At 67.1% G+C, this 12,899-nt stretch carries 9 protein-coding genes and 1 tRNA gene; 3 read left to right on the top strand and 7 right to left on the bottom strand.

Going from position 1 to position 12,899, the window contains the following annotated elements; translation table 11 throughout:
- Nucleotides 1-57 precede the first annotated feature (57 nt).
- Nucleotides 58-1,146 carry an alpha/beta fold hydrolase gene (locus tag ACFWU5_RS21630; RefSeq protein WP_379268434.1) on the top strand — a complete coding sequence of 363 codons (1,089 nt, stop codon included), beginning with the start codon at nucleotides 58-60 and terminating at the stop codon, nucleotides 1,144-1,146.
- 93 nt (nucleotides 1,147-1,239) lie between these two features.
- Here the strand turns inward: ACFWU5_RS21630 and ACFWU5_RS21625 are convergent, their stop codons facing one another.
- Together ACFWU5_RS21625 and ACFWU5_RS21620 are read right to left on the bottom strand one after the other, a co-directional pair.
- Complete coding sequence (locus ACFWU5_RS21625; protein ID WP_379268432.1) at nucleotides 1,240-2,598, bottom strand: alpha/beta hydrolase family protein; 1,359 nt, start codon at nucleotides 2,596-2,598, stop codon at nucleotides 1,240-1,242.
- Between the two features lie 10 nt (nucleotides 2,599-2,608).
- Entirely contained in the window at nucleotides 2,609-3,184 is a 576-nt protein-coding gene (locus ACFWU5_RS21620) for an ArsR/SmtB family transcription factor (protein WP_379268430.1), read from the bottom strand.
- A 140-nt stretch (nucleotides 3,185-3,324) separates the two neighbouring features.
- Between ACFWU5_RS21620 and ACFWU5_RS21615 the strand changes: the two genes are divergently transcribed.
- On the top strand, nucleotides 3,325-4,206 hold the full coding sequence (locus tag ACFWU5_RS21615) for a hypothetical protein (protein WP_379268429.1): 882 nt from the start codon (nucleotides 3,325-3,327) through the stop codon (nucleotides 4,204-4,206).
- Between the two features lie 46 nt (nucleotides 4,207-4,252).
- On the opposite strand, the gene ACFWU5_RS21610 is transcribed toward ACFWU5_RS21615, so the two are convergent.
- From ACFWU5_RS21610 to ACFWU5_RS21595, 4 genes are all read right to left on the bottom strand, one after another.
- Nucleotides 4,253-4,328: transfer RNA gene (locus ACFWU5_RS21610), tRNA-Thr, on the bottom strand.
- Nucleotides 4,329-4,385: 57 nt separating this feature from the next.
- Entirely contained in the window at nucleotides 4,386-5,585 is a 1,200-nt protein-coding gene (locus ACFWU5_RS21605; protein WP_379268427.1) for a DNA polymerase III subunit delta', read from the bottom strand.
- Nucleotides 5,586-5,641: 56 nt separating this feature from the next.
- Entirely contained in the window at nucleotides 5,642-8,578 is a 2,937-nt protein-coding gene (topA, locus tag ACFWU5_RS21600) for a type I DNA topoisomerase (RefSeq protein ID WP_379268425.1), read from the bottom strand.
- Between the two features lie 227 nt (nucleotides 8,579-8,805).
- A complete protein-coding gene (locus ACFWU5_RS21595) occupies nucleotides 8,806-9,012 on the bottom strand; it encodes a cold-shock protein (RefSeq protein WP_019044597.1) in 207 nt (68 codons plus the stop codon).
- 434 nt (nucleotides 9,013-9,446) lie between these two features.
- Between ACFWU5_RS21595 and ACFWU5_RS21590 the strand changes: the two genes are divergently transcribed.
- Nucleotides 9,447-11,831, top strand: coding sequence for a DEAD/DEAH box helicase (locus ACFWU5_RS21590; protein WP_379268423.1), 2,385 nt, complete (start codon nucleotides 9,447-9,449; stop codon nucleotides 11,829-11,831).
- A 306-nt stretch (nucleotides 11,832-12,137) separates the two neighbouring features.
- Here ACFWU5_RS21590 and ACFWU5_RS21585 read toward each other — a convergent pair.
- On the bottom strand, nucleotides 12,138-12,899 hold a 762-nt coding region (locus tag ACFWU5_RS21585), incomplete at its 5' end, for an Rv3654c family TadE-like protein (protein ID WP_379268422.1).

Genomic DNA, 12,899 nt, shown 5'->3' with positions numbered 1-12,899 from the left:
CTAGCTAGCACCCGAGTTCGCACGGTACGGTGGCCTACGACACAAAGGAGTGCCGACATGCTTGCGAAGTCGATGATGACGCTCGCGGCAGCGCGATCCATGGTCTCCCACCTCGAGACCGGCGCCCTGACCGCACAGTTCCGTGCTGGACTGCGGACCCGTAGTTTCGCCACCGCGAAACTCAACGCCCCCACCACCCCGCATCGGGTCGTTCCGGTGATCACCGAGGACGGCGCCCGGCTCCGGGTGCACGTCTACGGCCCCGACACCGCTCCCACGCTGGTGCTCATCCACGGCTGGGCCTGCAGCATCGAGTACTGGAACGCGCAGATCAACGCCTTCGCCGGCGAGTACCGCGTGGTCGGTTACGACCAGCGCGGCCACGGCGAATCCACCCTTGGCACCGTCGCCCCCAGCGAACACACCCTGGCCGACGACCTGTCCGCCGTCCTGGACGCGACGCTGCGTCCGGGCGAGAAGGCCGTGCTCGCCGGGCACAGCATGGGCGGGCTCACCATCCAGGCCTGGGCCAAGCATCACCCCGAGCAGGTCACCGAACGCGCGTCCGCCGTGCTGCTGGCCAACACCGCCAACGGCGGGATCCGCCACGAAACCGATCTGCTGCCGATGCTGAACAAGCAGCTCACCGTCGCCGAATACCCGATCACCGTGATGGGTTCGCCGGTGCGCGTGCCGCAGCCGGTCAGCGAGTCGCTGCTGTTCACGGCACTGCCGATCCCCGGTGGCTGGCTCACCGAGCAGGTGTTCCGGTACCGGATCCTGACGCCCGAAGCCACCGCCGACGAGGTCGACTTCGCGATCGGGATCATACGGTCCTGCCGTCCGGTCGCGCGTGGTCGACACGCCGCGGCGATGGCCGATATGGATCTGTCCGAAGGCACTGCGAACCTGACCGTGCCGACCACGGTGATCGCCAGCGCGGCGGATCGTCTGCTGCCGCAACGGATGTCGCGCCCGATCGTCGAAACCCTGCGTCGCACCGGTCATTTGGCCGAGTTCGTGGTGCTGCCGCACGGGCACCTCAGCAATGTCGAAGACACCGTCGCGTTCGATACGGTGCTGCACCAGATCATGCGCACCTCCCTGAACTCTCGGGCCACCCGCCGCAACGTCGCCGCACTCTGACCCGAGCCGGTTCTCCTGAGATCGATCAATGGCGATCGGCTCAGGAGTCGCCGCGAAAGAGACCCCCGACCAGATGGTTGGGGGTCTTTCTCGTCAGGGGAGCAATAGTCCGAAGTAGAGGGCCCAGAGTACGAATCCTGTGCCACCGCAGATCAATAGAGCCCATCGCAGACGTGCGCCGGTGGTCGCCTCGGCAAGGGTGTGCCTGCTGCGGGCCACGACGAGCGCCAAGGCCACCACCGCGCAGACGGCGAGCACTTGCAGGGTCAGCCAGGGCAGTGTGCGACCGAAAATCAATGGGCCGAACGATGTTCCGCGGCTCGAGGCGATGGACATGATCTGCGCGATAGTGCCGACGACACCGATTACCGCTGTTACCACCAGGATTCGCGTGGGCCCGGGGCTGGGCAGACGCCAGGATTTCACGAAACCGGTGAGGGTGAATCCGGCGAGGGCGAGCAGTGTCCCGGCCAGGACGGTCAGGAACACGGCAGTGGATTCCCACCAGGCCAGTGGCTGCAGCGGTGTCACCGAGTGTCGTTGGGCTGCGGGTTGATCCACCTGTCGACCGGCCGAACCGGGTAGCCCGTTCACCCAGTCACCCATGAGCTGGGTGTATTCGGGAGACAGGTGATCGCCCCTGTCGAATCCCGTTGTTGTGGTGAATCCGCTGTGCTGGGTGTCTCGCACGGTTCGCAGGGTGTAGTTCGTCTTGCCCACCTGGTCGAAGGCCGCTTGGAATCCGCGCAGGCTGTCGCCGGGTGGGGTCAGGCGGTCCTTGTCGCCCCAGATTCCGAGTACCGGCTGTTGGATGCGTGCCAGTACCGACGGCTGGTCGTAGTCGGCTTCGGCGAACTGGCCGGCTCCTACGACCTGTCGAATGCCGTTGGGTAACAACGTATCCACCATGGAGCCGCGGACACCGCCGACGCGGAGTTTGGTTTGGTCTGCCCAGGTCTGTTGGGGAGCGGGGGCGCCGGAGTTGGCGCCGATGGTGATCAGGAAGGCGATGTCGGCGCTGCGTGATGCGGCGAGCGGGGCAACCCAGCCGCCTTCCGAAAGTCCCCAGATTCCCACGTTGTTCGGATCGACCTCGGGCCTGTTACGCAGTGCCGCAACGGCGGACAGGGCATCGTCGGCGAGAAGGGAGTAGTCGCGGTGGGCCGCGGTGTAGTGCTCGGTGCGTTTGTCGTAGCGCAGTGCGACGATGCCCGCGCGGGCGAAAGCTTCGGCCTGCTCGGCGTATTTGATGCTGGGTGATGTGCCGGATCCGTAGACGAGGACGACGCCGGGACGTCCCGAGGCGCTTTCGGGGGCGTGGATGGTGCCCGGGGTGGTCGTACCGTCGCCGCGGGTGATGGTGATGTCGGTGGTCGCGCTCGCGTGTGCTGTCGGTGCACCGACAACAACGGCGGCAATCAGGCTGAGGAACAACAGAATTCGATACAACATCGGTGGATCCCTATTCGCTGGTGGGCATTCCGGGTGCCGGGAAGGCGATGAACCTGGTCAGCACCCGGCGGGTGCCCGGTCGACCCTCGGCATGGGTGGCTTGGAAACGTTTGAGCAGGGCGAGGTAGTCCTCACAGAACTCTTCGAGCTCCTCGCGGGTGGCGCAGATCGAGCCGCGCGAGAACGGCATCGCGTCGGCCCAATCACCCAGCTCGGCGCGTTCGGCGCGGAACCGCTGGAATGTCTCCACATCATCGGTGATGTGTTGGGCGACAAGCCCTTCCAGCAGCTCCCGCATTTCCGGCGATTGCTCTTTGTCCATGCGGTACCGCAGGTCCTTCGGTGGCGACCGCCACCATCGCTCCTTTCCGCTGGCCAGTTCCGGCGCTTCCTCGATGAAGCCGTGCGCGGCGAGTTGGCGCAGGTGGTAGCTGGTCGCGCCGGTGTTCTCGGCCAGCTGTGCCGCCAGGGCCGTTGCGGTCGCGGGGCCCTTTTCGGCGAGTGCGCGCAGGATGCGCTGCCGGAGGGGGTGGGCCAGCGCGCGCAGGGCGGCGGGGTCGGTGATCTCCCTGGGTGGTACATCCATAGTTGCACAGTACTCTTTGCATAGATATCTGTGCACAGTTTTCTTTGCAACTCGACTCGCTGAGCGCCCACGGCATCGCCGGCCCGCCGCGAGGTGGCACTATCGAGAGCACGCTCGACTCATCCGGAGACGGAGGGCCCGTGTACGTCTACACCAATCTGTCCGCCGCACTGCGCGACAAGACCTCACCCCTGCGCAAGTACCTGCACGAGCGGTACCCCAACACCAGGCCCGTCCAGGCCGAATACCGCCGCGAAGCGGGCCCCCTGCTCGTCGACACCGGCGGTGCCAACCCCGCCACCCTCGGCGCCGCCTTCGACTTCGCCGTCCGCTTCCTGCTGGTCCCCGACCACGCCCCGGTCCTGCCGCTACTCGGCTTCTTCGGCTACCCCGAGGAATCAGCGGTCGTCGAATCGGTCATCGAAACCGCCCAGGCCGCCGTGGCCCCCACCGCCACCGACGTCGACACCCTCAGCCGAGCCTGCTGGGCCCTGGCCCTGTGCACCGACGTCTACCGCCGTGGCCTGCTGCGCGACTCCGCCCTGGACCACCTCCTCAGAACCGGCCGCTTCGCCCCCGATCCGCTGCTGTCCCTCACACCCCCCGACGCCATCCGCCAACTCTGGGAACTACGCGGCCTAGCCGACGACCACCTACTCCCCCACCTGAAACCCCCCACCTTCCCCGGCCCCACCTTCGACGCCTCGGTCCTGTGCAACGCCGACGCCGACATCATCAGCGCAGGCCTACTCCTAGACCTCAAAACCCACCTCGGCCCCAAAAACCCACGCACCGGCACCCGAGCCGACTCCCTCTCCGCCAACGACCTCTACCAGGTAATCGCCTACGCCCTCTTCGACCACACCAACACCTACGCCCTAACCCACGTAGGCATCTACTCAGCCCGCTACGCCCACCTCGCCACCTGGCCCCTCCCCACCCTCCTGACCACCCTCGCAGACACACCCATCGACATCGCCGACGAACGCGAAACAGTCTGGAACCTGCTCGGCGGCAGATGAACACAGCAAAAGGCCCTCCCCGGAGAACCGGAAAGGGCCTTTGACCTGGAGCCGCCTGCGAGAATCGAACTCGCGACCTTTTCATTACGAGTGAAATGCTCTACCGACTGAGCTAAGGCGGCGTGCCGTTAGGCGACGCGAGTCTATCGCGAGAATGGTCGGAACGCGAAAACGGGTGGTCAGGTGGTGCGGGCGGTGATGAGGGTGGCGGTCATGGCGGCTACGGCGAAGCGGGGTTTGACGTTGGTGTCGAGGGCTTCGCGGCAGGCCAGGACGGCGTCGATGCTGCGGAGTAGGCCTTCGGGGCGCACGCTGGTGGCCAGGTCGGTGATTTCGGCGGTCATGTCGGGGTGGGTGAGGGTGATGGGGGTGCCTCGGCCTGCGAAACGCATGGCCAGGGCGTCGCGGTACATGCCGGCGATGTCGATGAGGGCGCGGTCGAGGGCGTCTCGGCCGGTGCGGGTGGCTCGGGACTTCTGGCGTTTTTCCAGGTCTTTGAGCACGCCTGCCGAACCTCGGGTGGCAGATGCCGCGCCCTTGCCGGTGCCGCCTGCGCCGAGGGCGGTGGCCAGTTCGTCGCGTTCGCGGTCGTCGCGGTCGGCGCTCATGAGTTTGGCTTCGTCGTCGGCGGACTTCACCAGTTCGTCGGCGGCCAGGTAGGCGGCGCCGGGGCGCTCGGTGGCGGTGACCAGGGCCAGGGCGCGTTGGCGGCGTTGGCGGGCGTCTTCGTCGGTGGCCAGGCGGCGGGCCCGCCCGACGTGACCGCCGCTGATCGAGGCCGCCCAGTCGGCGGTTTTCGCGTCGAGGTGGTCGCGGTCGCGCAGGACCTGAGCGATGGCGGGGACGGTCGGGGTCACCAGGTGCACGTGCCTGCAACGGGAGCGCAGGGTGACGGAGATGTCCTCGGGATCGACGGTGGGTGCGCACAGCAGGAACACGGTGCGGTCCGGTGGTTCTTCGACGACTTTCAGCAGTGCGTTGGCCGCGCCCTCGGTGAGACGGTCGGCGTCTTCGACTACCACGACCTGCCAGCGGCCGGTGCTCGGGCGGCGGGCGGCGATCTGCACGATCGCGCGCATCTCCTTGGTGCTGATGCTCAGCCCCTCGGGGATGATGCGTCGCACATCACCGTGGGTACCGGCCATCGTGGTGGTGCAGGCGTGGCATTTTCCGCAGCCGACGATGTCGGGATCGGTGCACTGCAACGCCGCCGCGAAGCACAACGCCGCCACCGAACGACCCGAACCCGGCGGCCCGGTGAACAACCACGAATGCGTCATCGCACCGGTGACCACCCCGGCTCGCGCCGCCGTCGCGGCAGCGGCCAGTTCGGTCTCGACCACGTCCTGGCCGACCAGTCGATCGAAGACACCTGCCACGAACTACACCTTAGCCGCGGGGTCCGACAGGTTTTCCGAACGACTGGTCCAGACGATCAATCCTCTTCTGTCCCAGCGGTTTTCGCAGCAGACGTCTTGGCCGGAGCCTTTTTGGCGGCCGTCTTCTTCGCGGTGGTCTTCTTGGCCGCGGTCTTGGTGGCCGTCTTGGTCGCGGTCGACTTGGCCGCGGTCTTCTTCGCCGGAGCCTTCTTGGCCGCCTTCTTCGCGGTCGTCTTCTTCGCCGCCTTCTTCACCGGACCACGCGCCCGACGATCGGCCAGCAGTTCCGACGCGCGCTCGTCGGTGATCGACTCGACCTCGTCGCCCTTGCGCAGGGACGCGTTGGTCTCACCGTCGGTGACATACGGACCGAAGCGACCGTCCTTGATCACCATCGGCTTGTCGGTGGCGGAGTCGTTGCCCAGCTCACGCAACGGTGCCGCGGCCGCCGCCTGACGTCCGCGCCGCTTGGGCTCGGCGTAGAGCTTCAGCGCCTCGTCCAGGGTGACCGAGAACAGCTGCTCCTCGGTGGCCAGCGAACGAGAGTCGGTGCCCTTCTTCAGGTATGGGCCGTAGCGACCGTTCTGCGCGGTGATCTCCTCACCCGACGTCGGGTCGTTGCCGACCACGCGAGGCAACGACAGCAGCATCAGCGCGTCGTCGAGGGTGATCTCGGCCAGGTCCATCGACTTGAACAGCGAACCGGTGCGCGGCTTGACCTCCGCGGCCTTCTTGGTCTTCTTCGCGGGCGGCGCGGCCGGGTCGGGAGCGGGCGGTTCGGGCAGCACCTCGGTGACGTACGGGCCGAAACGTCCGTCCTTGGCGACGATTTCGTTGCCGGACACCGGATCGATGCCCAGCGAGCGACCCTCCTGCGGGGTCGAGAACAGCTTCTCGGCGACCTCTTCGGTGAGCTCGTCGGGCGGCAGATCGTCGGGCAGGTTCGCCCGCTGCGAGATCCGATCCCCTTCCGGGTCATCGGGATTGACGATCATCCGCTCGAGATACGGACCGAAACGACCGACGCGAACCACGACATCGCGGCCCTCGTCGTCGACGAACATCTTGATCGAGTTCACTTCGCGCGCGTCGATGTCGTCGAGCTGCACGGAGACCATCTTCTTCAGGCCACCCGACCGCGCCACCGAACCCTCGGCGCCGTGATCGCCACCGAAGTAGAAGCTGGACAACCAGTTTCCGCGCTGCTCGCGCCCACCGGCGATCGCGTCGAGGTCGTCTTCCATCGCGGCGGTGAAGTCGAAGTCCACCAGTCGACCGAAGTACGCCTCGAGCAGACCGACCACCGCGAACGCCACCCAGGCCGGGGCCAGCGCGCTGCCGCGCTTGTAGACGTACCCGCGATCGAGGATCGTTTTGATGATCGAGGCGTAGGTCGACGGACGGCCGATGCCGAGGTCTTCCAGCGTCTTGATCAGCGAGGCTTCGGTGTAGCGGGCGGGCGGGTTGGTGCTGTGGCCGTCGGGGTTCAGCTCGACGGCGGTGACGCTTTGGCCCTGTTCCAGTGCGGGCAAACGGGATTCGGCGTCGTCGGACTGGCCGCCCGCCTCCTCGTCGACACTTTCGACATACGCCTTGAGGAAGCCCGCGAAGGTCAGCGTGCGACCCGAGGCCGAGAACACGCACTCCTCGCCGGTGCCCGCCGTGCCGGTGATCCGCAGGGTGAGCGTGGTGCCGCGCGCGTCGACCATCTGCGAGGCGACGGTGCGCTGCCAGATCATCTCGTAGAGCTTGAACTCGTCGTTGTCGATCTTGGAAGCCAGCTGACCGGGCGTGGCGAACACGTCACCCGAGGGACGGATCGCCTCGTGTGCCTCCTGCGCGTTCTTCACCTTGCGCGTGTACTGACGCGGCGTCGGCGAGACGTACTCCGCGCCGTAGAGCTGGGTCGCCTGCGAACGCGCGGCCGCGATCGCCGACTCCGACAGCGTCGTGGAGTCGGTACGCATGTAGGTGATGTGACCGTTTTCGTACAGCTTCTGCGCCACCCGCATCGTGCGCTCGGAGGTGAACCGCAGCTTGCGGCCCGCTTCCTGCTGCAGCGTGGACGTCATGAACGGCGGGTACGGCTTGCGGGTGTACGGCTTGGCCTCGGCCGAGCTGACCTCCATCGCGGCACCCTGCAGCGACTCGGCCAGCCGACGGGCGTAGGCCTCGTCGAGCACGACCACGCCGGTGGCCGACTTGAGCTGACCGTCGGACCCGAAGTCACGACCGGACGCGACGCGGTCGCCCGCGACCTGCACCAGGCGCGCGCCGAACGTGCGCGGGTTGGTCGAATCGGACTTCTCGTCGGGACCGGCGTCGAGCTTGGCGGCGATGTCCCAGTACCCCGCGGAGCGGAACGCGATGCGCTCACGCTCACGCTGCACGATCACCCGGGTGGCCACGGACTGCACGCGACCGGCGGACAGCCGCGGCATGACCTTCTTCCACAGCACCGGGGAGACCTCGTAGCCGTAGAGGCGGTCCAGGATGCGGCGGGTTTCCTGCGCGTCGACCAGATCGTTGTCGAGTTCGCGCGTGTCGGCGGCGGCGGCGAGGATGGCCGGCTCGGTGATCTCGTGGAAGACCATCCGGCGAACCGGGACCTTCGGCTTGAGCGTCTCGAGCAGATGCCAGGCGATCGCCTCGCCCTCGCGGTCGGGGTCGGTGGCGAGGTAGAGCTCGTCGGCGTCGGCCAGCAAGCTCTTGAGTTCGGCGACCTTGGCCTTCTTATCCGGGTTCACCACGTAGATCGGCTCGAAGTCGTGATCGACGTCGACACCGAGGCGCGCCCACGGCTGGCCCTTGTACTTGGCGGGCACGTCGGCGGCACCGCGCGGCAAGTCGCGGATGTGGCCTACCGAGGCCTCGACGGTGTAGTTCTTACCCAGATAGGGCGCGATCTTGCGGGCCTTGGTCGGTGACTCGACGATCACGAGACGACGCAGGGGTCGGCCCTGGTCGGCTGAACTGCGGTCTCGTGTTGCCACCGGCGAACACCTTCCTTCTTGATCCGCGCGTCGGGAGGTCCGCTCGGTGCGCGGCTGGGGCTGATGGTGACGTTCGGACATCACCATCAGTGACGTTTATACCCTGCGCACTTGGGGTAGAGCTGCACACGCGCCAACGCCAACCTGGGCGATGCTACCCGGGAAATGGCTCGTCCCCCACCTCCGCATGCGGGGGTGGGGGACGAGACGTTGTTGTGTTTCGCAGCTCAGGAGAGCGCGCGAACGCCGGTGGCCTGGGGGCCCTTGGTGCCCTGGCCGACCTCGAACTCGACCTTCTGGTTTTCCTCGAGGGTACGGAAGCCCGTGCCCTGGATCTCCGAGTAGTGGACGAAGACGTCAGCTGAGCCGTCCTCAGGCGCGATGAAGCCGAACCCCTTCTCCGCGTTGAACCACTTCACAGTTCCCTGTGCCATTCTGTTTCCTTCTCTTTCTCCGGAATCGGCGGACAACTGGGTTCGTCCGCCGGGCCCGTTCCGACCGCTGTACTGTTGGTCCCCCTGCAAGGAAATCCTGAGCACGGCGTTCGCAACAACGATCCTGCTGATGGTTTGGACCTTGGATCCGTCCCTCGAACACAGAAGCTTGCGACCGAGACCCAGTGAACCATGTCTCCGAGCAATTCAACAGTCGAGTTACCGACTATTTGCAAAATTCATGATCTTGCGAATGTGCAGGTAAGGGAGAGATTAGGTGTTTCCGTACTTTCGGTCTGTTTGCTTCTTGATAACCGAGTGAGCTTCCAGCAAACATGCTGTGACCCAGATCGCCACTGGGTTACGAAATCCCAGGTAGTGGTTGGCGCACACACACGTTTCACACTTCTCGTGTCGCGTGAGAGGAGGACCGGATGAATCCGGCAGACCGGACGGAGGTCCGAGCGCGCGATGCGAGCGAAAGCTACGGTCGATCGTTGCTGAATCGTGTCCTGACCGACGCGGCCGCGGGCGGCGACCCGCTGACCCATGTCGCCGAGCTGCCCGCGCAGCGCGCGCGGACCACCGACTGGCCGGAATGGGTGGCATCGTCGCTGGTCACAGCCCTGGACGCCCAGGGGATCGCGCTGCCATGGGAGCACCAGACCCGCACGGCCGATCTCGCGTGGGCCGGCGACGACGTCGTCGTGAGCACCGGGACCGCGTCCGGGAAGTCGCTGGGCTACCAGTTGCCGGTGCTCACCGCGCTGCACGACGACCCGCGCGCGACCGCGATCTACCTGTCCCCCACCAAGGCGCTGGGCGCCGACCAGTTGCGGGCGGTCGGCAGTCTGATTCACGACAATCCCCTGCGTGAGGCCCATCCGGCGAGCTACGACGGCGATACTCCCGCCGAGGTCAGGCAGTGGGTGCGGGCCAACGCGCGGTGGATCTTCACCAATCCCGACATGGTGCACGTGGGGATTCTGCGGTCGCACCAGCGGTGGGCGCGGGTGCTGCGGAACCTGCGGTATGTGGTGGTCGACGAATGCCACGCATATAGAGGAGTGTTCGGTTCGCACGTCGCGCTGGTGCTGCGACGGTTGCGACGGCTGGCCCGGTTCTACGGTGCCGATCCGGTTTTCATCCTGTGCTCGGCCACCAGTGCCGATCCGGCGGCCTCGGCGAGCAGGTTGGTCGGGTCGCCGGTTGTCGCGGTCACCGAGGACGGGTCGCCGCGTGGTGCCAGGACGATCGCGCTGTGGGAACCGCCGCTGAGTGCGTCGTTGACCGGGGAGAACGGGGCGCCGGTGCGGCGGACCGCGACCAGCGAGGCGGCCAAGATCATGGCGGCGCTGGTGACCGAGGGTGCCCGGACGCTGACCTTTGTTCGCTCGCGGCGCGGTGCCGAACTGATCGCGCTGGATACTCGTCGCGTGCTCGCGGAAACCGCACCTGAACTGCAGGAACGGGTCGCGGCGTATCGGGCGGGCTATCTGGCCGAGGACCGACGGGAGCTGGAGAAGTCGCTGTCGGAGGGGACTCTGCTCGGTGCCGCCAGTACCAATGCGCTCGAGCTCGGTGTCGATATCGCGGGATTGGATGCCGTGGTCATCGCGGGTTTTCCGGGAACGGTGGCCTCGTTCTGGCAGCAGGCGGGGCGGGCGGGGCGGCGGTCGCAGGGGTCGCTGGTGGTGCTCGTGGCCACCGACGATCCGCTCGACACGTATCTGGTGCATCACCCGGAAGCGCTGCTCGACCGGCCGATCGAGGCCACCATCACCGATCCCTACAACCCTTATATCCTCGGGCCGCAGCTGCTGTGCGCGGCGATGGAACTGCCGCTCACCGACATGGAAGTGAGCGAACTCCGGGCCGATGAAGTGCTCGCTGACCTGGCCGAACAGGGTTTGATCCGGCGTCGGCCCAGTGTTCGCGGGGCGGGGGCGCGCTGGCATGTCACCGCGCACACCCACCCGCACGACGACGTCGACGTGCGCGGTGGGCTCGGGTCGCCGATCGCGATCGTCGATGCCGAAACCGGGCGGCTGCTCGGTACCGCCGACGCGGGACGGGCGCCCGCGACGCTGCACTCGGGGGCGGTGCACCTGCATCAGGGTGAGACCTATCTGGTCGACGAGCTCGACCTCGAAGGTGGGGTCGCGTTCGTCAACGAGGTGGATCCCGGCTTCACTACCAGCTCTCGTCAGGTCACCTCGATCACCGTCGAAGGGGTGATCGAGGAGCGGGTGTTCGGTGAGGTATTTACCGCATCCGTGCAGGTCGCGGTCACCAATCAGGTCGTTGGCTACCTGCGCACGCTGGTCACCGGGGAGGTGCTCGACCAGGTGGAACTCGACCTGCCCGCGCACACCCTGCACACCAAAGCCGTCCTCTATACCGTCACGCCCCGACTGCTGGCCGCCGCGGACATCACCGACGAACAGCTGCCCGGCGCCTTGCACGCGGCCGAGCACGCCGCCATCGGGATGTTGCCGCTGGTCGCGGGCTGCGACCGGTGGGATATCGGCGGTGTCTCCATCGCCGAGCATCCCGATACGGGGGCGCCGACGGTGTTCGTCTACGACGGGCAGCCCGGTGGGGCCGGGTTCGCCGAGCGCGGGTTCGCCCAGCTCAGCGACTGGTTGGCCGCCACGCTGAGCGTGATCCGCAGCTGTGCGTGCCAGGACGGGTGCCCCTCGTGCGTGCAGTCGCCCAAGTGCGGCAACGGCAACAATCCCCTGGACAAGGACGCTGCCGCACGCCTGCTCGCGGCCGTGCTGAGCGAGCTGCGGGTCCATGCCGAACCCGGTAGCTGATCCGTGATGCTCGCGCGTTCCGGGTGTGACCGGGGCTATACCTCGCTCGAAGAATGCTGGTCACCTGTCCGAATTAGTGTTGACCAGCGCAGACATGCTCATGGACGCCTCGCTTCCGATTAAAGAGGACCACTTTTCGATTAACTGACTCATTGCCAATGGGCGCGGGTGGGCAATCGCGCTATTGCTTTCATTTTTTTCCCGATCAGATCAAAGAATGCGCATGAAATAGTGCAAACGTGGTTCCTTTAAATTCCGGAATGGTTCGGTACGGAACTACCACCGACCAGTGATAACACTTGCGCGTCACCCATTCTCTTCGACCGGTCCCGCCCGCGCCGATGCCCGCACAGTGCGCACGCCGAATACCCCCGCGGGCACATTCGCCTCGACCTCGACCACCACATCCCACTGCGCGACCGCACACCGTCGCACCCGCGCACCCATCCGCGCGGCGATCTCCCCGGCCTCCCCACACCCCGCCTCGGCACCCTCGACCAACACCACCGCCGCGCCCAACGCTGCCAGATCAGCGGCCCCCTGCGCGCGATGCCGCGCCACCACCACCGCACCCACCTGCGCGACCACCAACGTCATACCGATCAACCCCGCCAACACCACACACACGAACACCGAGGCAGCACCCGCATCCCCCGCGAGCCCGCGCCACGCGAGCCCGCGCCACGCGAGCCAGCGCCCAACCGATCCGAATGGCCGTGCGGGGGCAGACCCCGACGGCTTCAGTGACGGAGCCGTCTTCCCCGCCTGCCCCATGCCCCGCTCCGGCGCACCTGCGAACGTCGGCGGCGCTGGCGCCGGGATGCGCCAGTACCAATGCGCTCGCTCCCACGGAGCCAGCGCCGCGCGCTGGCGGGTCGGCGCCCCGCACTCGATGTGCAGCGCGGCCCGGCGCTCGGCGTGCAGCGCGGCCCGGCGCTCAGTGTGCAGCGCGGCCCGGCGCTCAGTGTGCAGCGCGGCCCGGCGCTCGGCGTGCAGCGCGGCCCGGCGCTCGGCGTGCAGCGCGGCCCGGCGCTCGGCGTGCAGCGCGGCCCGGCGCTCGGCGTGCAG

This window comes from Nocardia sp. NPDC058640, from assembly GCF_042716995.1.
GTDB lineage: Bacteria > Actinomycetota > Actinomycetes > Mycobacteriales > Mycobacteriaceae > Nocardia.
This window is presented reverse-complemented; position numbering and strand designations above follow the sequence as displayed.